Here is a 20,631-nt window from a genome sequence, read left to right on the forward strand (position 1 = left end):
TAATCCAATACAGCTTGTAGCTTTTGTTCAAATGTATATTTGGCTTTTCGTCCCATAATAAAATCCCCCAAAAGCAGGGCAGTACATTTTGTGTATTTGTACTGTCTACTTTTAGGGGATCATATCACCATGCTTGAGCCTTTTTTTTTATTCTAGGATAGCGCCAATATCAGCACCTTGTACTAATTTCGCATATCGTTTTAACCAACCTTCATTGATCTTTGGAGGTAAGATCTTTTGATGTTTCTTACGTTCAGCTAATACTTCATCACTGACTTGTACATTTAATTGATGTTCCGGAATATTCAATTCGATCATATCGCCTTCTTCAATTAAGCCAATTGGGCCACCACTGGCAGCTTCTGGAGCAATATGACCAACAGATGCTCCACGACTGGCGCCCGAGAAACGACCATCGGTAATTAATGCAACGCTCTTGTCCAATCCCATACCAGCTAAAGCAGAAGTAGGATTCAACATTTCCCGCATACCAGGGCCACCTTTTGGACCTTCATAACGAATGACAACCACATCGCCTGCATGGATCTTACCTGCATAAATGGCTTGAATGGATTCATCTTCCGAATCAAAGACACGAGCCGGGCCGATGTGATGCATCATTTCAGGAGCACATGCAGAACGTTTTACGACAGCGCCTTTTGGACAGATATTACCATACAAGATCGCAATTCCACCATTTGAAGAATATGGATCATCAATTGGATGAATGATATTTTCATCTTTGTTGATGGCATATTTGGTATTTTCACCAACCGTTTTGCCCGTTACCGTCATACAATCTAGATCAATGAGATCCTTCTTTGATAATTCATGTAAGACAGCTTGTAAGCCACCTGCCATATTGAGATCTTGCATATGGGTAGGACCAGCCGGTGCTAGATGACAAAGATTTGGGGTCTTATCACTAAATTCATTAAAAGTAGATAGTTCCAAATTATATCCTGCTTCTTGGGCAATGGCCAATAAGTGCAAGACACTATTGGAAGAGCATCCTAAAGCCATATCGCAAGTTAATGCATTTTTGATGGAACGCTCATTGATGATATCTTTGATCTTGATATCTTTTTCCAACATATCCATCACGGCCATACCGGCATGTTTTGCGAGCAATAAACGCTTGTTGGATACAGCCGGAATCGTGCCATTTCCAGGCAGGGCAATACCCATGGCTTCGCATAGACAGGAAACACTGTTTGCGGTATACATACCAGCACAACTTCCACAACCCGGACATACACCCTGTTCATATTCTTCTAAGTCTTTATCATTAATCAAATTGGCTTTTCGTGCACCAACAGCTTCAAAGATTTTAGAAAGAGAAACTTCTTGGCCTTTGACATGTCCCGCTAACATTGGGCCACCTGTACATACAACCGTTGGCACATTGACACGCAAAGCACCCATGACCATTCCTGGAACGATCTTATCACAGCTTGGTACCAATACAAGGGCATCAAAACAATGGGCTTGTGCCATGGTTTCGACACTATCGGCAATTAATTCACGACTTGCCAAGGAATAATGCATACCTTTATGTCCCATCGCAATGCCATCACAAACGCCAATCGATGGCACAACAATTGGTGTACCACCACGCATGGCAACACCCATTTTGATGGCTTCAACTAGTTTATCCAAGTGGAAATGGCCAGGGACGATATCGCTTTTGGCAGAGACGATACCAACCAAAGGTTGATCCAATTCTTCTTTTGTATAACCCATCGCATAAAATAAACTTCGCATGGGTGCTTTTTCGACACCTTGTGTCACTTGTGCACTCTTTAACGTTTTTTTCATGTATAAACTCCTCATTATTCATCTTCATCGGTATCTACCGATTTTCTTGAAATACCTGTAATACCGGTTCGACAGATTTCTTCAATGTGGTAACAATTCAGCATTTCCAATAAACCATCAATCTTTTCTGGCGCACCGGTCAATTCAATGATCATATTTTGTTTACTTAAAGAAATGATCTTACCACGATAAATATTGACGATTTCAATGATACCGGAACGATTGTTTTTATCACAGCTAACTTTTAATAGTAAAAGTTCACGAAATAAACTGGTGTCTTTATCCAATAAATACAATTCTTTTACGGGTTCCAGTTTTCTGGTTTGCGTCATGATTTGGGAAAGGGAAGTATCGTTTCCATCAAATACGACAGTAATTCGTGAAATTTTGGGATCATTGGTCGTTGATACAGTCAATGAATCGATGTTGAAGCCTCGTCGACCAAATAAACTTGCAATTCGAGTCAAAACATTCGATTGATTTTCGACAAATATACTTAAAACTTCTCGAGACATACTTTCACCTCTAATCCTTGATCATATCATCAATGGTTCCGCCATTTGGAATCATTGGCAATACACGTTCTTCTTTATCGATGTTGCAAGCAATCCAAACCGGACCATTGATCTTTAATGCTTTTTGGAAAGCATCTTTAAATTCATCCAGGGTGTTGCATGCAAAACCAGTAGCACCAAATCCTTCGGCAACTTTCACAAAATCGGTCTTTCGATTGAGTACAGTTTGGGAATAATGTTTATTGTAAAAAACGGTTTGCCATTGATAGACCATGCCGAGGACCTTATTATCCATGATGATCGTAATAATTGGCAAGTCATATGATACCGCGGTACATCCTTCGTTCAGATTCATATGGAAGGAACCATCGCCGGTAAAGTGGATCACACGCTTATCTGGATTGCCAACTTGTGCACCAATGGCCGCACCATAGCCAAATCCCATTGTACCAAGACCGCCACTGGTCAAAAAGCGATGGGTCTTATGATGACGTACATATTGAGCAGCCCACATTTGATGTTGACCAACATCCGTTACATAGATCGTATCTTTATCGGTTAGATCACAGGTAGCTTCGATCAATTCTTTTGGACGTAGCTTAGCCCCTTTCATGGGAACACGAACCGTTTTTTGATAAGAAGTGACTTGTTCCACCCATTCGGTATGTTTGCGTTCTTCAATTTTTGGCAATAAAGCCTGCAATACATCTTTCGTATCACCAATAATACTATAGTTGATCAAGACATTTTTATTGATTTCCGATGCATCAATATCAATTTGAATAATGGCTGCTTTGGGGGCAAATCGTTTTGGATTTAAAGCTACTCGATCAGAAAAACGTGTACCGATCGCAATGACTAGATCGGCTTGGTCAATGGCTTTATTGGCAGCAATGGTTCCATGCATCCCAATCAATCCTAAATTTTTTGGATCATCGCAATCAATGACACCAGCAGCCATCATTGTATACGTGGCAGGCATGTCCGCTTTCTGAATTAATTCATAGAGTTCATCACGAGCATCGCTAGCTTCTACACCACCGCCAAAATAAAGGACAGGTCGTTTACATGTATTGATGATTTTTGCAACCTGATTGATCTCTTTTTCTGAAAATTTTGGATGTGGTTCCAAAGGCAATGGTTTATGAGGCGTATAGTCTGTCGTAGCGGCTGTTACATCTTTGGTGATATCCACTAAAACAGGTCCTTTTCTGCCTTCATTGGCAATTCGGAACGCATTTCGTAAAGCATCGGCTAAATTCTCAATTTTATTTACGAAATAATTGTGTTTGGTGATTGGTAGGGTCACACCGGTAATACTGATTTCTTGGAATGAATCCCGACCAATCATGTTGTCGGATACGTTACATGTGATTGCAACCATGGGAATACTATCCATATAAGCGGTCGCAATACCTGTCACCAGGTTGGTTGCACCGGGACCACTGGTCGAAAACACAACTCCGGTTTTTCCAGTGCTTCGTGCATATCCATCGGCTGCATGGGCGGCTCCTTGCTCATGCGCAGTAATATAATGATGGATCTTATCCGAATAATCATATAAAGCGTCATAGACATTCAATGCAGCACCGCCTGGATACCCAAATACAGTGTCTACATTGTGTTCAAGCAAAACTTCCATGACAATTTGTGAACCTGTTCGTTTCATTGTTTTCCTCCCATTCGAAAATAGTAAACTTATTATAACGCTCGAATTCGTATAAAACAACCGGATGAAACTGCTTTCAGAAATAAAAATGAAAAAATGTGAAATATAGTGATTCTTTTATTGAAATGCAAATAATTTTCATTTATAATGCTCATATCGAGCGAAGAACTGAAGTAGTAGTTTTCGATGTGCGATGTAGAGAGCAAGTGGTTGGTGAAAACTTGTACCGCTAGAAAATGAACTTGTCAGGGAGCAAGACGTATCTCGGCGTTATCGAGGATCGAGGGTTTCTATCGATGAAGATAGAAAAACTAAGGTGGTACCGCGTTTTTGACGTCCTTAGAATGGACGTCTTTTTTTTAATGAAGGAGGAACAAAACATGGACTATACCAAATATGGCAAAGAGTATTATTTACCCCCAGAACCTTGTTACGATTGGGTAAAGAAAGATTGTGTCGATCATGCACCGGCTTGGTGTAGCGTTGATTTGCGCGATGGCAATCAAGCGTTGATCATTCCCATGAGTTTGGAAGAAAAGATTCGTTATTTTAAAACATTGGTCCAAGTTGGATTCAAAGAAATAGAAGTCGGTTTTCCGGCTGCGAGTGAAACGGAATATGAATTCTGTCGTCGTTTGATTGAAGACAATTTGATTCCAGATGATGTCACAATTCAAGTGTTGATGCAAGCACGTCCTCATATCATTCGTAAAACATTTGAAGCGATTAAGGGCGCCAAACGAGCCATTGTGCATGTGTATAATTCCACTTCGGTTGCGCAGCGAGAACAAGTTTTCAAAAAATCAAAAGAAGAAGTGAAACAAATTGCGATCGATGGCGCCAAAATGTTGAAGGAATTAGCGCATGAAAGCGATGCAGACCTCACTTTTGAATATTCACCAGAAAGCTTTACCGGTACGGAACCAGAATATGCATTGGAAGTATGTAATGCGGTCATTGATATATGGGAACCAACCCCAGAACATAAAGTTATCATCAATTGTCCCGTAACAGTGGAAATGAGCATGCCTCATGTATATGCATGTCAAATTGAATATATGCATAAACACCTGAATCGGCGTGATTCAGTCATCTTATCTTTACATCCACACAATGACCGTGGAACAGGAATTGCTGATACGGAATTGGGATTATTGGCAGGCGCTGATCGAGTAGAAGGTACTTTATTTGGTAATGGTGAACGTACCGGAAATATCGATTTGATCACCGTGGCCATGAATATGTATGTATTAGGTATCGATCCAAAATTGGATTTCTCCAATTTACCAGAAGTTCGTGCTGTCTATGAAGATGTGACACGAATGAAAGTATATGATCGTGAACCTTACTCGGGTGATTTGGTCTTTGCGGCATTCTCTGGATCGCATCAAGATGCCATTGCGAAAGGCTTTGCGCATCATAAAGCCCATCCCGAACATTGGAATGTTCCCTATTTATTGATTGATCCAGCCGATATTGGTCGTCAATATGATCGTGATGTCATCCGTATCAATTCACAATCTGGTAAGAGTGGCATTGGCTTTGTTTTACAACAATATTATGGATATGATCTGCCAAAACAGTTCCGCCAAGAATTTGGTTATTATATCAAGGACATCAGTGATCATCGACATGCAGAATTGATGCCACATGAAATCAAAGATATTTTCGATCATGATTTCAACAATTTAAAATCACCACTGTTTGTATCGGATTATCACTTTATTCGCAAAAATAATAATGAATACCATGCCTATTTGGATGTGACATTTAAAGAGAAACAATATGATATTACTGGAAAAGGAAATGGCCGATTGGATGCCGTTGCGAATGCACTTCGTCATTTCTTAAAAATTGATTATGATATTGAAGATTATTCCGAACATGCTTTGAGCATTGGTTCGACTTCAAAGGCTTGTGCATATATTCAAATGACGGATGAAGATGGTGAACATCGATTCGGTGTGGGTGTGGATGATGATATCATCTTAGCTTCGATCTATGCATTGGTCAGTGCGATCAATCGATATTTTCGTGAAGGAAAGGGAGAAAAATAATATGGCAATGACAATGACCCAAAAGATCTTAGCGGCTCATGCAGGCTTAGATCATGTCGAAGCTGGTCAGTTGATCGAGGCAAATTTAGACTTGGTCATGGCCAATGATATCACTGGTCCCATGGCCTTACCAATCATTCAACAAATGGGTGGCCATGTATTTGACAAAGATAAAGTTGTTTTTGTACCTGATCATTTTACCCCAAATAAAGATATCAAGTCCGCCGAAAATGCGAAAGCCATCTTGGATTTTTCCATTCAAGAGAAACTGACACATAAATTGATCCAGGGAAAATGTGGTGTAGAACATGCGATCTTACCCGAATTAGGATTGACCTATGCCGGCCAATGTGTGATTGGTGCGGATTCACACACATGTACCTATGGGGCCTTGGGCGCTTTTTCTACGGGTGTTGGAACCACGGATATTGCCGCAGGCATGGTAACAGGACAGGCTTGGTTCAAGATTCCAACTGCCATTAAAATTTATTTACATGGAAAACCAAATCCGTATATAAGTGGGAAAGATGTCATCTTACATATTATTGGTGAAATTGGTGTCGATGGTGCCTTATATCGATCCATGGAATTTGTGGGACCTGGAGTTGCCCAATTAAGCATGGATGATCGTTTTACCATTTGTAATATGGCCATCGAAGCCGGCGCCAAAAATGGGATCTTCCCGGTGGATGATCAAACGATCGATTATATGAAAAAAGCCGATGTGCAAAATTACACCGTGTATGAAGCGGATGAAGATGCCAACTATGAACAAGTGGTTGATGTGGATCTGAGTCAGGTCCGTCCAACCGTGGCGTTCCCACATTTGCCAGGGAATGCCCACACGATCGATGAAGTTGAAGCCATGGAGCCAATCTATGTCGATCAAGTTGTGATTGGTTCTTGTACGAATGGTCGTATTTCGGATCTTAGAAAGGCAGCAGCCATCTTAAAAGGACATCAAGTGGCTGAAAATGTTCGTGTCATGGTTGTTCCAGCAACCCAAAAGATCTTCTTAAAATGTGTCCATGAAGGTTTGGTTGATATCTTTGTGGAAGCAGGATGTGCTTTCAATACGCCAAGTTGCGGACCTTGTATGGGTGGCCATATGGGTGTATTAGCGAAAGGCGAAAAATGTCTATCCACCACAAATCGTAACTTTGTTGGTCGTATGGGGGATGTTGGCTCTTTGATCTATCTGGCCAGTCCAGAAGTTGCAGCAGCAACCGCAATCAAAGGATATATTGCCAATCCTGAACGAATGGAGGAAGAAGAATGAATCAAGCACATGGAACGGTATTAAAATATGGTGATAATGTCGATACAGATGTCATTATTCCGGCGCGGTATTTAAACTCTTTTGATGCGAAAGAATTGGCCAGCCATGCGATGGTTGATATTGATCCTACCTTTACCAAACGTGTAAAACCAGGAGATATCTTGGTTGCACGAAAGAATTTTGGTTGTGGATCCAGTCGTGAACATGCACCTTTGGCATTAAAAACTGCCGGTATTTCTTGTATCATTGCGGATAGTTTTGCTCGCATCTTTTATCGGAATGCGATCAATATTGGTTTATCGATCCTAGAATGTCCTCAAGCAGCTAAAGCCATCCAAGAAGGGGATGAAGTACAAGTTGACTTTGATTCCGGGATCATTACGGATATTACGACCAATCAAACGTTTCAGGCTGTACCATTTCCACCTTTTATGCAAGAATTGATCGCACAAGGTGGTCTGGTCAATTATGTCAATCAAAAGGGGAATCGGTAATATGGAAAAACGAATTGCGATCGTACGTGGCGATTATATTGGTCCCGAAATTGTCAGTGAGGCCATGAAAGTTTTACGTTGTATCGAAACAAAATATGATCATACTTTTATTTATGATGAAGTCTTAGCAGGCGGTGCTGCCATAGATGCGACGGGAGAATGCTTGCCACAAATTTCCATTGATGCATTAAAACAAGCTGATGCGGTTTTATTAGGAGCGGTTGGTGGTCCGAAATATGATAGTCAACCAGCCAATAATCGTCCGGAAAAAGCGTTATTGCGGATTCGTAGTTTACTGGGCTTGTTTGCGAATCTACGCCCTGCTATTCTGTTTCCGCAATTGGCCGATGCGAGTCCTTTAAAACCGGAAATTGTGCAAAAGGGCATTGATTTTGTCGTTGTCCGTGAATTAACAGGTGGTATCTATTTTGGCAAGCATGAAACCATTGGGGATCGTGCTGTCGATGAAATGGCTTATAGTGTCGATGAGATCAAGCGCATTGCGAAAGTTGCTTTTGAAACAGCACAAGTTCGTCATCATAAGGTAACTTGTGTCGATAAGGCCAATGTATTGGATACTTCCAAGTTATGGCGTAAAGTGGTTCAAGAATTAGCAAAAGAATATCCCGATGTGACTTTGAATTTTATGTATGTGGATAATGCAGCCATGCAGTTATGCAAAGATCCAAGTCAATTTGATGTGATCCTTACCGAAAACATGTTTGGCGATATCTTAAGCGATGAAGCCAGTATGTTAACGGGAACCATTGGTACCATTGGTTCGGCTTCTTTGGGATCAACTTCCATCGGCATGTATGAACCTATTCATGGTTCAGCGCCTGATATTGCGGGCAAAGATATGGCCAATCCTTTAGGAACCATCTTGTCGGTGGCGATGATGATGCGTTATTCTTTCCATTTGGAAAAAGAAGCAAAAGATATCGAAAAGGCAGTCCATGCCATCTTAGATCAAGGCTATCGTACAGCGGATATGATGAGCAAAGGAATGAAACAAGTAGGTTGTCAGGAAATGGGCGACTTGGTTGTGAAACAAATTGAAAATAATTGAAAATAATCTGAAAACACCCGTTGACGCGCCATTTCAATGGGTGTATTTTAATTAAGTAATATATATAGGAGGCAGATTTATATGGAGAAGCAAAATATAGATTGGAGCGCACTCGATTTTAGTTATAGAGAAACCGATAAAAGCTACGTATCCAATTTTAAGAATGGAAAATGGGATGATGGTGTTTTAACATCGGATCATACCATCACAATGTCTGAATGTGCAGGTGTCTTACAATATTCGCAATCTGTATTTGAAGGAATGAAGGCATATACTACAGCAGATGGCCGAATTGTTACATTCCGTCCAGATCAGAATGCGAAACGGATGTATGATTCTGCAAAACGTTTGGAGATGCCACCATTTCCACAAGATCGTTTTGTGCAGGCGGTATTAGAAACCATCAAAGCCAATGAAAGTTGGGTACCCCCTTATGGTTCCGGTGCTACTTTATATATTCGTCCTTACATGTTTGGTTCCAGCGCTGTAATTGGTGTTGCACCTGCTGAAGAATATCAGTTCCGTATCCTAACTACACCTGTAGGTCCTTATTTTAAAGGTGGGGCAAAACCCATTCGTTTAAAATTAGCGGAATATGATCGTGCAGCTCCTCGTGGAACGGGTCATATCAAAGCGGGATTAAACTATGCGATGTCTTTGCATGCGATCGTGCAAGCTCATAAAGAAGGATTCAATGAAAATTTGTATCCAGATTCCCGAACACGTACATTGGTTGAAGAAACAGGTGGCGCCAATATCATCTTTATTAAAGGCGATACCTTTGTGACCGTAAAATCGCCAACGATTTTACCTTCTGTCACTCGTCGTTCTTTGGAATATGTTGCTGAACATTATCTAGGATTGAAAGTCGAAGAACGCGAAATTCCTTTAACAGAATTACCAGAATTCGATGAATGTGGTCTTTGCGGAACGGCTGCCGTCATTAGTCCTGTGGGATCTGTCACCAATACGGTGAGCGGTGAAGAAGTTGTCTTTAAATCGGGCATGGAAAAAATGGGTCCTACGATCCAGAAACTGTATGATACATTAACAGGTATCCAAATGGGTACTATTGAAGCCCCAGAAGGATGGATCTTTGAAGTAAAATAAGAAAGAAAGGTCTTGAGATCTTCTCAAGATCTTTTTTTTCGCGTAAAAAAAGAAATGCGAAGATGCATTTCTTTAATTGGTAACCAATTTGACTTTATTTTTGATTTGTTTCGTCATATAAATATTATATTTTTTGGTTTTCAGATCGGGTGTTTCATCGGGTGAATGATCTTTATCAAAGATCCAGATGGCTTGGATACCTTCTTTTTTGGCTAGGGCTTTTCCTTGTTCATAATCCAAACAGAAAAGGGAAGTACTTAAGCCATCCGCTTTTCCGGAATCGTTGGTAATGACTGTGACACTTCGACATTGACTGGCTGGATAGCCGGTATCGGGATCAATGATATGGGCATATCGTTTGCCATTAACCGTATAATATCGTTGATAGTCACCACTTGTGACAATGGTCTTATTTTCATTGGTTTCAAAAGAAACCACCGAATTCTGACTGTCAGGATCTTGAATACCAATGGTCCAGTTTGACCCGTCTGGTTTTGGCCCTAATAAGACAACATTTCCGCCGGCATTGATAAAGCCATTGTGAAGGCCTGCTTTATTCAAGGCTTTTTTGGCTAACTGAGTCGTGTATCCTTTGGCAATTCCACCTAAATCGATCATCATGTCAGGATCGGTAAAAGCAATCTGATTGCCATTGATCTGGATCTTATCCGTACCACCATGGCATAATGCTGTTTGGATTTCTGTATTCGATGGCAATTGACCATCTTTTCCTTCATCATTGCGCTTGATTCCTTCTTCGCGATAGGTATGCCACACGTCCATCACGTTGCCATAGCTGATATCAAATTTGGGACAAATTTCATGGATTTGTAGAGCCAATCGGATGCAATCCATGGTCGTATCATCTACGCTGACAGGGTGTGAGCCAGCTTCGTGATTAATGGTATAAATATTGTTGATTCCTTTATAGGCATGATATTGGTCAAATCGTTTATTATTTTCTCGAAATACTTGTTTTAAGATCTTGGTGTATTTCGCAAAATCTTCTTGGGAACATTGGGCTTGAAACGTGATGGAGGTGTCAAAACCAACATCGGTCAGGGTAATGCTTTGTTGATCTTGTTGGGTTTCTTGACGGGATTGGATGAAAAAAATAACAGATATGATCAATAACAGGAAGCAAGAAGAGAGGATCAACCAGCTTTTTATATTCTTTTTCATGGGGTCATTATAGCTTTTTTGATGGTTTTTGTCGATTGTAAAAGCTTGAACTCCCTGAAAAAATGGATTAATATTAATTTTGATTATAGGAAGGAGAGAAATAGGTCTATGTCATTGTTTTTAGGATCTATGAGGCAACATATCCCTGGACATAAAGAAATGACAGAAAAATCTGATGTTTTGCGTTTGATGCCAAAACAAAATGTATACATTCCATTGGTGCATGGTCGTAGTACAGATAAAGATTTTAATGTCTTAGTGGCTGAGGGAGATGCCGTAAAGGTTGGAACAAAACTTGCTGAAACCAAAGGTGGTTTATATGTTCCAATTTATTCCAGTGTTTCAGGAACATATAAGGGTACACAAAAGCGTATGCACAATTCCATGCGTCCCCAAGTTCATATGGTGATTGAAGCAGATGGAAAACAGGAAAGTATCCAAGCTTTTGAACCACAAGACTATACCAAATTAAGTCGTCAAGAGTGTGTTGATTTTGTTCAGAAAGCAGGAATTATTGGTCTGGGAGGTGCTGGATTCCCCACATATGTAAAGTATGGAAAGCCTAACGGTGTCGATGTTGTTTTGATCAATGCCGTTGAATGTGAGCCATTTATTACAGCCGATTATCGAAATGTTATGGATGATCCACAAGATCTTGTGACTGGTTGTCTGATCATGAAGAAGATGGCTGAAGTGGATCAAGTATATATTTGTATCAAAGAATCTCACCCTGATTTGATCGAACAAGTAAAAAAGGCTTGTGCCAATGTACAAGGTGTTGATGTGCGTCCCGTCCCAGATGTATACCCAATGGGTTGGGAACGTGTATTAGTTCGTGAAGTCCTTCATAAAGAATATGGTAATTTACCTGCGGAAGCTGGTGCAATTGTCGATAATGCGACAACAGCGATTGCGATGGCGCAGGCTTTTACGCGTGGTCAAGCCATTACGGAAAAGACGGTCACAATCAGTGGAGATGGAATCAAAAAGCCAAGCAATGTTCGTGTTCCCGTTGGTATGCCCGTTAATGAGATCATTGAAGCTTGTGGTGGATATAGCGGCGATAGCGTACGTTTGATTGCAGGTGGGCCTATGATGGGGAAAACCTTGATCAAAGATGAATTCGTCATTGATCGTGCGATGAATGCCATCACGGTATTAAAACATGTCGAAGATGATGCCATTGAATGTTTACGTTGTGGACGTTGTTCGGATCATTGTCCAGCCGGTTTGCAACCGGTTCGTATCAGTATGGCCGTAAAAGCCAATGATGTGGATGAAATGATCAAACGTGGTGCATCGAGCTGTATTGAATGTGGTCTTTGTACTTATGTTTGTCCAAGCCACATCAATGTAACCGAAAATGTGCGAAAGGCAAAACGAGTCATTGCCTTGAAGAAGAAATAGGGAGGGCCAGTTATGAAGTTGAATTTTCATGTCAGTCCAAGTCTGAGAGGTCCTTTAACGACACAACGAATTATGAAGGAATTAACTTGTGGCTTGTTGATCATCTTTGTCTTGGCAGTTATTAATTATACACATTTATATGGAAGTGCCTATGGACTCCAATGTGTTTGGATCTTAGCTTGTTCTTTGGTCACAATGTTTATTTGTGAATATTTATTTGCGAAGATTCGCAAAAGAGATCCGAAAAAAGAAATCAAGCATAGTTTTGGATGGGTCACTGCCATTATTTTGGCTTTGATGATGCCGGTTTCTGTGCCATTGTATGCCGTTATCGTATCGACCATTTTTGCTATTGTATTCGCAAAAATGATCTTTGGTGGATTTGGCCATAATATCTTTAACCCCGCAGCTGTCGGTCGTGCCGTTATCTTTGCCTCTTTTACAGGAGCAACGACCGATTTAGTAACAAGTGCAACACCAACGGCCTATATCAACAATACTTACGGTTGGTTACCTGCCAATGAAAATGTATTGGATGCTTTCTTACAGAATTATGGCGGATGGAAAGGCTTATTCCTAGGAACCTATCCTGGTGCTTTAGGTGAAACATTTACCTTAGCAATCGTGATCATTGGTATTTTCTTGATCGTGCGTAAGATCATTGATTGGCGTGTTCCCGTTGTCTATTTAGGTACGATCTTTGTGATGACTGCGATCATCGCGATCATTACAGGTATTGGTCCTTATCACGGTATTCCTGGTTTCTTATGGTATCCTGTTCTTCATTTATTATTGGGTGGTGTTGTATTTGGTGCATTCTTCATGTTGACGGATCCTGTTACTTCACCAACGAGTGCAGCAGGTCGTACGATTTTTGCCCTAGGTGCTGGTATTTTGACTGTTTTGATTCGTATGACTGGAAACTTGCCAGAAGGATGTCTCTATTCCATCTTATTGATGAACATGATGACACCATTGATCGAAAGTGCTTTGGATGGAAAACAATTGGATATTCTCAAAAAGGCAAAACATGGTTTTATCTATCTTTGCATCGTTGGTTTGGCCTTGACGATTTTTGCGGCTTGTAAAGTACATCCAGTCACAAATCCAAAAGGCGAATCAGAAGCCAAAGTTGTTGAACAAACGGAGGTGGATATTCTATGAATAAGATTGCTCATTTAACGATATTCTTGTCTGTTATTTCGGCAATTGCTGGTGGAGCATTGGCATGGGCCAATAATATGACAGCTCCGGTCATTGCTGCAAACAATTTAAAACAAGAAAAAGAATCATTACAAGAAATGTATCCTGAAGCAAGTTTGAATGATTTCAAACAAGTAAAATTCAAATCGGATTCAACGACGATCAAAAAAATCTATTCTTATAAAGATAAAGTGATCTTTAATATGTCTGTCAGTGGATATAAAGATGGAACGACTTTCTTAGTTTCGATCAATAAAGAGGATGGCAAAATTGATAAATATTTGGGATTAAGCAATGGAGACACCAAAGGCTTAGGATCCAAAGTGCTGGATAAGCCATTCCAGAAAAGTTTGGAAGGTAAGAAAGCTAGCGATCAATTGGATACGATTTCTGGTGCCACCATTTCTTCCAGCGCCGTTACGGCCGGTATCAATGAAGCGGCCGGTTATGTAAAAGATGTAAAGTGAAAGGAGAATCGGTATGAGTAAATTTCAAAGTTTCAAAAACGGACTTTTAAGAGAAAATCCGGTATTCTCTTTGTTCTTAGGTATTTGTTCCACTCTAGCTATCACAACTTCTGTAGATAATGCGATTGGTATGGGTACCGCTGTTATTTTCGTATTGATCATGTCCAATGTGATCATTTCATTATTGCGTAATATCATTCCTGATGAAGTGCATATTCCTGTCTATATCGTCATCATCGCAACTTTGGTCAAGATCGTTCAAATGATGATCGAAGCGTATGCGCCAGCATTGAATCAAAGTTTGGGTGTATTCATTCCTTTGATCGTTGTCAACTGTATCATCTTAGGTCGTGCAGAAGCCTATGCTTGTGATCATGGACCTTTGGATTCAGCCTTGGATGGTCTTGGTATGGGATTGGGATATACCTTAGCTGTATTATCAATGAGTTTGATTCGTGAGATCATTTCTACGGGTGGTTTTAAGATTTCGAACCCATTAAATACATCACAAGTATTCGTGAATGTAAAATTCTTCTCTGACTCTTGGACTATTAGTATGTTCTCCATGCCTGTGGGTGCATTCATCACATTTGCTTGTTTAGCTGCATTTGTTGCTTGGTACAAAGATCATGCGAGCAAAAAGGAACAAGCTACTGCAAAGGAGGCTAAATAATCATGGCTGAATTATTTGGATTATTATTTACCAGTTTGATCATCAATAACGTCATCTTGACACAATTCTTAGGTATGTGCCCATTTATGGGTGTTAGTAAGAAACGTTCCAGTGCGTTAGGTATGGGTGTTGCGGTTGTCTTCGTTATTGTAGTAGCAGCCATTGTGACTTATGGTCTATATTATCTTGTTCTAGTACCATTGGGACTTGAATTCATGGATTTGATCACCTTTATCTTGGTTATTGCCTCTTTGGTACAATTGACAGAAATGTTTATCAAAAAAACAAGTCCCACATTATACAAGAGCTTAGGTGTCTATCTTCCATTGATCACAACCAACTGTGTGGTATTGAATGTATGTTTGGTCAACATTCAAAAGTTATATGATTTCCCACATATGTTGATGTATTCCATTGGTACACCTCTTGGCTTTGCTTTGGTGTTGTATATTTTCTCTACCATTCGTGAACGTTTGGAATTGAGTGATGTGCCTGAATTCTTTAAAGGAAATCCTATCGCATTGATTTGCGCGGCCATTATGTCTATGGCATTTACGGCATTTGCAGGAGTAATTTAATGCGAATCATTGCTGGCATCCTCTTTGTAGGTGCCTTGGTTGCCATCTATATTTGGGCATATCTCAATAATAAAAAGACCCCGTTGCCAAAGGGGTGTGAAAATTTAAAAGCCGATTGTGATGGATGTAAATTAGTTTCTTGCTCTTTACATCCTGATCATGGCAAGAAAAAGGAGGAAATCTAATGGGTACAGCGATCGTTATGATGCTGATTCTTGGTGCGATCCTAGGACTTGGTCTAGGCATTGCGGACAGCAAGTTAAAAGTCGAAGTAGACGAACGTGTTGAACATGTGACGGGAATGCTTCCAGGATATAATTGTGGTGGTTGTGGCTATCCAGGTTGTTCAGGATTTGCAGAAGGCATGGTTTCTGGTGAAGCCGATCATTGGCTATGCAAACCTTCAAAGCCAGACCAAAAAGCAGCCATCATCCAGTATTTGGAAGAAACACCGGGTCCTGATGGAAATACCATTCATGTAAAACCTTAAGCTTATGATTTTTTGTACAGAAACACAATGTGTTTCTGTATTTTTTTATTTCATAAAAAAACGCGACTATTGTCGCATTTTATGATTTTTTATAGTTGCGGATCCATTCTTCAATTTGTTCACGATCCGGGTCGATATAGATGGTTTTATAGGATTTCATGGTCACAAATCCAACCGGAGCACCTGGTACTTTTTTTAATTGACTGACTGGGCAGTAATCCACAGGAACAGAACTGGACATTTGTCCTTTGGAAAAATAAGCAGCTAACATTGCACACATACGAATTAAAGTTTCATCGGGTCGTTCACATTTACATAAAATATGGGAGCCATGATAGTCTTTGACATGAAACCAAACATCTTTTTTTCGTGATAAATGATGGGTAATGTAGTTATTCTGTAAATTGTTTTTGCCAATGTAGATATCTATATCTTTGACTTGTAGATGCAATACATTGGGCTTATTTTTATGCTTAGCTTGTTTGCGAGAGCGTTTGTGCATCATGACATGGGCATTGATCAATTCTTGGCGTATTTCGAGCGCATCGGTCACATTGCAATGTTGAAGTTGTTCATGCAGCTGTTCAAAATAATCAATTTCTTTTTTACAGGCTTCGATCTGTTCTTGCAAGATTGATTGCGAACGTTTCATTTTATGATATTTCTGATAATATTTATTCGCATTTCCTTTGATGTCTAAGCGCATATCAATAGGAATGCTCACATCTTGACCGGTTTCAAAATCAGGCACATGGACCACTTTTTCTTTTTTGATCTGATGCATGTACGCAAATAAAAGATCACCATATTGTTGATATTTTTTATAATCATAAGATTTTTCTAAACTCATCTGTAATTTAGGTAATTTTTTCTTCGCTTTTTTTAATTCCTTATCGACCGTACGAAAAACATCGCCGCATTGTTCTTTGATGCGAATTTGTTGTTCATTGGCCTGATATAAATGATCCAATCCAATCATCAGTGGATACACTTCTGCTTTTTGGTGAAGATGCGTCAACTCAATGCAATGATAATCATGTGGATATACGTAAAGCGATCGACTATTCAATACTTCCTTCAAAATATCTGCATAGGCTTGTCCATTTGCCATGCGAAATTGGAATTCTTTTGATAATAAAGGGGAAAAGCCATAAATTTGATCCACGAAACTGGTATCCATATCGACCTGTGTGACTTCGGTCGGATTCACTTTTTGTACTTGTTTAGGCAAGACATAGGTGGCACCCGGATGAATGGTCCGTTTGGCATTTTCATAAACGGGGATGCGTTTTAGCGCATCGATGATAATACCTTCTTGATTGACCAAGATCATATTGGCATATTTACCCATGCATTCTACATATAATCTGTTTTGGGTATAATCACCCAATTCATTTCGGCATTGTAGATGAAAACAGAGAACACGGTCATAATGAATTTGTTCAATGGATTCGATCATACATTGTGCACATTGTTTGCGTAATACCATCACAAAGTTTGTTGGTTGGCTCTGTGATGTTTCCGTTTTTTGGGTAATGTAAATACGATTGGTATTAGAATGAACATTGCATACCAATCGAATGGTTCCTGCATTTTTTGTATGTAGTTGAAAAACGATTTCTTCATCGCTTAAATTTTGAATTTTGTTTAATTTACAAGGACAATAGGTTTGTAGCTGTTTGGTGATAGTAAAAAGTAATAAACCATCCATTGCCATAAGATCACCTCGCTAGTCCATATTCTAGCATATTGACAAAATCTTTGACAGACTTATTGTTCATGATACAATAGGAGAAAGAAATGGCTTTAAATTTGGGAGAATTTGCATGAAACGTGGATTATTGATTATATTGAGTGGACCAAGTGGTGTTGGTAAGGGTACAATTCGTAAATATTTTGAAAATGACGAACGATTGAACCTTGCCTATTCAACTTCAATGACAACGCGAAGCCCACGTCAAGGTGAAAAAGATGGTGTCGATTATTTCTTTACGACGAAAGAAAAATTTGAAGAAGCCATAAAAAAGGGAGAGTTGTTGGAGTATGCCGAATTTGTGGGCAACTATTATGGAACACCTTTAAACGAAGTAGAACGGTTACGCAATGAAGGAAAGAATGTTCTGCTTGAAATCGAGGTACAGGGTGCAACACAAGTCCAAAAACGCTGTCCAGATGCTTTAAGCATTTTTATCATTCCACCATCTATGGATGAGTTAGAACGTCGTATTCGTGGTCGTCGCAGTGAGCCAGAAGAAATCATCCAGCAACGCTTGGCAAAGGCTAGTCATGAAATGAAAATGATTCCAAATTATAAGTATATTGTTTGTAATGATGATCCAAAATTAGCAGCCGAATTGATCGAGACGATCATCTTACGACATATGGAATTGGAAGAGAACAAATAGAAGCTTGCAGTTTATTGGAAACTGTGTTATAAAGTAGCTATACGTTAAGAAGGAGTGGGTAAAACCACTCCTTCCTTTTGGAAGGGAGATTCTACATGGATGATCTAAAACAATGGGTCGAACCAATTTTAGCTGAAAATGGATGTCGTTTATATGCACTAGAATGGTTGACCAATGAAAAACCACCGTTACTTCGTATTTCCATCGAAAAGCTGGATGGTCCAGTTGATTTAGATACCTGTGCTATATGTAGTGATGCGATTGGTACAATGCTGGATGCCAAAGATTGGTATGCATCGGAGTATAATTTAGAAGTATGTTCGCCAGGAGCGGAACATGAATTAACAACGGATGAACAAATTCAAGCAGCGATTGGTTCGTATGTCTATGTGAAACTAAAAGATCCAAAACAAGGTATGGATCATGTATTTGGTGATTTGATTTCAGCCAATACAGAATTGATTGTAATTTCGTACAATGTCAAGGGTAGGAAGAAAAAATTCGAAATAGACCGTTCGAATCTCGCATTGATCATGACAGCAGTAAAGGTATAGGAGCAAAAAATGAACATTAGAGTAGATGATTTACAAAAAGCAATTTTAGGTGTTGAATCCGATCGTCAATTATCACCAGAAATTGTGGAGGGTGCTTTAAAAGAAGCTTTAGCAAAAGCGTATCGAAAACATGAAAATATTCCGGATGGTTATGTGAATGTAGTGATTGAAGATGGCAACATCCATATCTATCCACAGCGTGTTGTCGTTGAAGAAGTAGAAGATGATGCTTTGGAACTTTCTGTAGAAGATGCACATCAAATCGATCCCAATGCAAAAATTGGTGATCTGGTCAATGAACCAGAAGTTGATTTTAAAGAGTTTGATCGTGCCGATGTCAATTTGGCAAAAAGTGTCATGAAGCAAAAAATTCGTGAAGCCGAGAAACAATTGATTTATGAAGAATATCATGATAAAGAAGGCGATATGATCTTAGGTACCGTAGAGACAGTAGAAGCTAAATTTGTTTTGGTCAATATTGGTAAGACCGTTGCTATGTTGCGTCATGTCGATCAAATTCCAACGGAACACTATTATGAAGGGCAAACATTGAATGTCGTCATTCGCGAAGTAAATAAAGAGACAAAAGGAGCACAAGTTCTAGTTTCACGGGCTACTGATGTTTTTGTCCGTCGCTTGTTTGAAAAAGAAGTTCCAGAAATTTATCAAGGTATTGTTGAAATCAAAGCCATCGCACGTGAACCGGGAGAACGGTGTAAAATTGCCGTCTATTCCCATAATGAAAATATTGATCCGATTGGTGCTTGTATTGGTCCTCGTGGACAACGTGTCCAAGCCATCATCAATGAATTAAATGGAGAGAAAATTGATATTTTTGAATGGTCCGATAATATCAGCGTATTGATCCAGAATGCTTTGAGTCCGAGTGAATCTCTTGCCGTATTCCCAAACCCGAATGTAAAAGATGGACTGATCGTGGTCGTACCTGATAATCAATTGTCTTTAGCAATTGGTAAGCGTGGTAAAAATGCACGTTTGGCTGTTCGTTTGACCAATCATAAAATTGATATCAAATCGGTTTCGGAAATGGAAGAGGCTGGTATTGATTATATGGCCTTGGCTCAAGAAATGAATGAGCAATATGAAGAGAAGAAAGCGGCTGAACGTGCGTATAAGCAGCAACAACGCATCGAACAATTAAAGAATGAAGATGAAAATATCGAAACAGTCGATATTGCCGATTTTGATTATGATGATGAAGAAGAAGTCGAATTCGTTCCTGAACAAGAAGATATCGAGCAAGAAGAAGTTATAGAAGAACCACAATCTGTTTCTGAACCTGAACCAGAAGTGGAGAAGGAAGAAGACGAAATAGAGAAGGCCGCTCGAATTGCGAAAGAGCAACGTGGCAAAGAAAGAGCGGTAGAGGTGAATGCATTCCATTCCAAATTCGAAAACTTTGCGGATGCTTCTCATAAAGAAGAAAATGAACCAAAGAAATGGAAGAAAAAACCAGAAGATGTCAAGAAGCAAGACGACGAAGAACAGAAAACAACGGTTAAACAACAATTTGAGCAGATGAAACCGATTTATTCGGAAGAAGAGTTGGCAGAAATCGAAGAGGAAGAAGAATACGAAGATGAAAGCCGTTGGGATGATGATGTCGATTATGAAGATTTTGACAAATATTATGATTAGGA

20 protein-coding genes and 1 other annotated feature are annotated in these 20,631 nt (G+C 39.7%); of the genes, 15 read left to right on the forward strand and 5 right to left on the reverse strand.

Going from position 1 to position 20,631, the window contains the following annotated elements; all coding sequences use genetic code 11:
• Positions 1 to 147: 147 nt before the first annotated feature.
• The 3 genes from ilvD to ilvB are packed head-to-tail and all read right to left on the reverse strand — an operon-like array spanning position 148 to position 4,002.
• Positions 148 to 1,818 carry a dihydroxy-acid dehydratase gene (ilvD, locus tag MOZ64_RS02210; RefSeq protein ID WP_320324990.1) on the reverse strand — a complete coding sequence of 557 codons (1,671 nt, stop codon included), beginning with the start codon at positions 1,816 to 1,818 and terminating at the stop codon, positions 148 to 150.
• Between the two features lie 14 nt (positions 1,819 to 1,832).
• Positions 1,833 to 2,333 carry an acetolactate synthase small subunit gene (gene ilvN / locus MOZ64_RS02215; protein ID WP_320324991.1) on the reverse strand — a complete coding sequence of 167 codons (501 nt, stop codon included), beginning with the start codon at positions 2,331 to 2,333 and terminating at the stop codon, positions 1,833 to 1,835.
• A 10-nt stretch (positions 2,334 to 2,343) separates the two neighbouring features.
• Complete coding sequence (ilvB, locus tag MOZ64_RS02220; RefSeq protein ID WP_320324992.1) at positions 2,344 to 4,002, reverse strand: biosynthetic-type acetolactate synthase large subunit; 1,659 nt, start codon at positions 4,000 to 4,002, stop codon at positions 2,344 to 2,346.
• Between the two features lie 154 nt (positions 4,003 to 4,156).
• Positions 4,157 to 4,346 (forward strand) — a binding site (T-box leader).
• 36 nt (positions 4,347 to 4,382) lie between these two features.
• Between ilvB and MOZ64_RS02225 the strand changes: the two genes are divergently transcribed.
• The 5 genes from MOZ64_RS02225 (at position 4,383) to MOZ64_RS02245 (ending at position 10,011) form a co-directional block, all read left to right on the forward strand.
• Positions 4,383 to 6,059 (forward strand): 2-isopropylmalate synthase, encoded by a 1,677-nt coding sequence (locus tag MOZ64_RS02225; protein WP_320324993.1) that lies wholly within the window; start codon positions 4,383 to 4,385, stop codon positions 6,057 to 6,059.
• Between the two features lies 1 nt (position 6,060).
• Positions 6,061 to 7,338 carry a 3-isopropylmalate dehydratase large subunit gene (gene leuC, locus MOZ64_RS02230; protein WP_320324994.1) on the forward strand — a complete coding sequence of 426 codons (1,278 nt, stop codon included), beginning with the start codon at positions 6,061 to 6,063 and terminating at the stop codon, positions 7,336 to 7,338.
• On the forward strand, positions 7,335 to 7,832 hold the full coding sequence (locus tag MOZ64_RS02235) for a 3-isopropylmalate dehydratase small subunit (RefSeq protein ID WP_320324995.1): 498 nt from the start codon (positions 7,335 to 7,337) through the stop codon (positions 7,830 to 7,832). Before leuC ends, MOZ64_RS02235 begins: the two co-directional genes overlap by 4 nt.
• Before the next feature lies 1 nt (position 7,833).
• Complete coding sequence (gene leuB, locus MOZ64_RS02240; protein WP_320324996.1) at positions 7,834 to 8,901, forward strand: 3-isopropylmalate dehydrogenase; 1,068 nt, start codon at positions 7,834 to 7,836, stop codon at positions 8,899 to 8,901.
• Between the two features lie 81 nt (positions 8,902 to 8,982).
• Positions 8,983 to 10,011 (forward strand): branched-chain amino acid aminotransferase, encoded by a 1,029-nt coding sequence (locus MOZ64_RS02245; RefSeq protein ID WP_320324997.1) that lies wholly within the window; start codon positions 8,983 to 8,985, stop codon positions 10,009 to 10,011.
• 72 nt (positions 10,012 to 10,083) lie between these two features.
• On the opposite strand, the gene MOZ64_RS02250 is transcribed toward MOZ64_RS02245, so the two are convergent.
• Entirely contained in the window at positions 10,084 to 11,193 is a 1,110-nt protein-coding gene (locus MOZ64_RS02250; protein ID WP_320324998.1) for an FAD:protein FMN transferase, read from the reverse strand.
• Between the two features lie 108 nt (positions 11,194 to 11,301).
• Here MOZ64_RS02250 and MOZ64_RS02255 point away from each other — a divergent pair, with 108 nt between their 5' ends.
• The 7 genes from MOZ64_RS02255 to MOZ64_RS02285 are packed head-to-tail and all read left to right on the forward strand — an operon-like array spanning position 11,302 to position 16,011.
• Positions 11,302 to 12,600, forward strand: coding sequence for an RnfC family protein (locus MOZ64_RS02255; RefSeq protein ID WP_320324999.1), 1,299 nt, complete (start codon positions 11,302 to 11,304; stop codon positions 12,598 to 12,600).
• A gap of 12 nt (positions 12,601 to 12,612) precedes the next feature.
• Positions 12,613 to 13,764, forward strand: a complete 1,152-nt coding sequence (locus MOZ64_RS02260; RefSeq protein ID WP_320325000.1) for an RnfABCDGE type electron transport complex subunit D — start codon at positions 12,613 to 12,615, stop codon at positions 13,762 to 13,764.
• Positions 13,761 to 14,270 carry an RnfABCDGE type electron transport complex subunit G gene (locus MOZ64_RS02265; RefSeq protein ID WP_320325001.1) on the forward strand — a complete coding sequence of 170 codons (510 nt, stop codon included), beginning with the start codon at positions 13,761 to 13,763 and terminating at the stop codon, positions 14,268 to 14,270. Before MOZ64_RS02260 ends, MOZ64_RS02265 begins: the two co-directional genes overlap by 4 nt.
• Positions 14,271 to 14,283: 13 nt before the next feature.
• The gene (gene rsxE, locus MOZ64_RS02270; protein ID WP_320325002.1) at positions 14,284 to 14,943 is read left to right on the forward strand and encodes an electron transport complex subunit RsxE; all 660 of its coding nucleotides are present in this window, start codon (positions 14,284 to 14,286) and stop codon (positions 14,941 to 14,943) included.
• Positions 14,944 to 14,945: 2 nt separating this feature from the next.
• Positions 14,946 to 15,521, forward strand: coding sequence for an electron transport complex protein RnfA (locus tag MOZ64_RS02275; RefSeq protein WP_320325003.1), 576 nt, complete (start codon positions 14,946 to 14,948; stop codon positions 15,519 to 15,521).
• Positions 15,521 to 15,706, forward strand: a complete 186-nt coding sequence (locus MOZ64_RS02280) for a hypothetical protein (protein WP_320325004.1) — start codon at positions 15,521 to 15,523, stop codon at positions 15,704 to 15,706. Before MOZ64_RS02275 ends, MOZ64_RS02280 begins: the two co-directional genes overlap by 1 nt.
• Positions 15,706 to 16,011 carry a (Fe-S)-binding protein gene (locus tag MOZ64_RS02285; protein WP_173445950.1) on the forward strand — a complete coding sequence of 102 codons (306 nt, stop codon included), beginning with the start codon at positions 15,706 to 15,708 and terminating at the stop codon, positions 16,009 to 16,011. Before MOZ64_RS02280 ends, MOZ64_RS02285 begins: the two co-directional genes overlap by 1 nt.
• A 79-nt stretch (positions 16,012 to 16,090) precedes the next feature.
• Here MOZ64_RS02285 and MOZ64_RS02290 read toward each other — a convergent pair whose 3' ends face one another.
• Positions 16,091 to 17,728: an Rqc2 family fibronectin-binding protein gene (locus tag MOZ64_RS02290; protein ID WP_320325005.1), complete on the reverse strand. Its 1,638-nt coding sequence runs from the start codon at positions 17,726 to 17,728 to the stop codon at positions 16,091 to 16,093.
• A 109-nt stretch (positions 17,729 to 17,837) separates the two neighbouring features.
• On the opposite strand from MOZ64_RS02290, the gene gmk reads away from it, so the two are divergent.
• The 3 genes from gmk to nusA all read left to right on the forward strand — a co-directional run bounded on the left by gmk (position 17,838) and on the right by nusA (position 20,629).
• Positions 17,838 to 18,416, forward strand: coding sequence for a guanylate kinase (gene gmk / locus MOZ64_RS02295; RefSeq protein ID WP_320325006.1), 579 nt, complete (start codon positions 17,838 to 17,840; stop codon positions 18,414 to 18,416).
• Between the two features lie 95 nt (positions 18,417 to 18,511).
• Positions 18,512 to 18,970 (forward strand): ribosome maturation factor RimP, encoded by a 459-nt coding sequence (rimP, locus tag MOZ64_RS02300; RefSeq protein WP_320325007.1) that lies wholly within the window; start codon positions 18,512 to 18,514, stop codon positions 18,968 to 18,970.
• 9 nt (positions 18,971 to 18,979) lie between these two features.
• Positions 18,980 to 20,629 (forward strand): transcription termination factor NusA, encoded by a 1,650-nt coding sequence (gene nusA / locus MOZ64_RS02305; protein ID WP_320325008.1) that lies wholly within the window; start codon positions 18,980 to 18,982, stop codon positions 20,627 to 20,629.
• Positions 20,630 to 20,631 lie beyond the last annotated feature (2 nt).

Origin of the sequence: Absicoccus intestinalis (assembly GCF_033971885.1) — a bacterium.
Taxonomy (GTDB): Bacteria; Bacillota_I; Bacilli_A; order Erysipelotrichales; family Erysipelotrichaceae; genus Absicoccus; species Absicoccus intestinalis.

Coding starts and splice junctions, on each gene's coding strand:
- ilvD (WP_320324990.1), bottom strand. CDS start 1,818: ATGAAAAAAACGTTAAAGAGTGCACAAGTGACACAAGGTGTCGAAAAA.
- ilvN (WP_320324991.1), bottom strand. CDS start 2,333: ATGTCTCGAGAAGTTTTAAGTATATTTGTCGAAAATCAATCGAATGTT.
- ilvB (WP_320324992.1), bottom strand. CDS start 4,002: ATGAAACGAACAGGTTCACAAATTGTCATGGAAGTTTTGCTTGAACAC.
- MOZ64_RS02225 (WP_320324993.1), top strand. CDS start 4,383: ATGGACTATACCAAATATGGCAAAGAGTATTATTTACCCCCAGAACCT.
- leuC (WP_320324994.1), top strand. CDS start 6,061: ATGGCAATGACAATGACCCAAAAGATCTTAGCGGCTCATGCAGGCTTA.
- MOZ64_RS02235 (WP_320324995.1), top strand. CDS start 7,335: ATGAATCAAGCACATGGAACGGTATTAAAATATGGTGATAATGTCGAT.
- leuB (WP_320324996.1), top strand. CDS start 7,834: ATGGAAAAACGAATTGCGATCGTACGTGGCGATTATATTGGTCCCGAA.
- MOZ64_RS02245 (WP_320324997.1), top strand. CDS start 8,983: ATGGAGAAGCAAAATATAGATTGGAGCGCACTCGATTTTAGTTATAGA.
- MOZ64_RS02250 (WP_320324998.1), bottom strand. CDS start 11,193: ATGAAAAAGAATATAAAAAGCTGGTTGATCCTCTCTTCTTGCTTCCTG.
- MOZ64_RS02255 (WP_320324999.1), top strand. CDS start 11,302: ATGTCATTGTTTTTAGGATCTATGAGGCAACATATCCCTGGACATAAA.
- MOZ64_RS02260 (WP_320325000.1), top strand. CDS start 12,613: ATGAAGTTGAATTTTCATGTCAGTCCAAGTCTGAGAGGTCCTTTAACG.
- MOZ64_RS02265 (WP_320325001.1), top strand. CDS start 13,761: ATGAATAAGATTGCTCATTTAACGATATTCTTGTCTGTTATTTCGGCA.
- rsxE (WP_320325002.1), top strand. CDS start 14,284: ATGAGTAAATTTCAAAGTTTCAAAAACGGACTTTTAAGAGAAAATCCG.
- MOZ64_RS02275 (WP_320325003.1), top strand. CDS start 14,946: ATGGCTGAATTATTTGGATTATTATTTACCAGTTTGATCATCAATAAC.
- MOZ64_RS02280 (WP_320325004.1), top strand. CDS start 15,521: ATGCGAATCATTGCTGGCATCCTCTTTGTAGGTGCCTTGGTTGCCATC.
- MOZ64_RS02285 (WP_173445950.1), top strand. CDS start 15,706: ATGGGTACAGCGATCGTTATGATGCTGATTCTTGGTGCGATCCTAGGA.
- MOZ64_RS02290 (WP_320325005.1), bottom strand. CDS start 17,728: ATGGCAATGGATGGTTTATTACTTTTTACTATCACCAAACAGCTACAA.
- gmk (WP_320325006.1), top strand. CDS start 17,838: ATGAAACGTGGATTATTGATTATATTGAGTGGACCAAGTGGTGTTGGT.
- rimP (WP_320325007.1), top strand. CDS start 18,512: ATGGATGATCTAAAACAATGGGTCGAACCAATTTTAGCTGAAAATGGA.
- nusA (WP_320325008.1), top strand. CDS start 18,980: ATGAACATTAGAGTAGATGATTTACAAAAAGCAATTTTAGGTGTTGAA.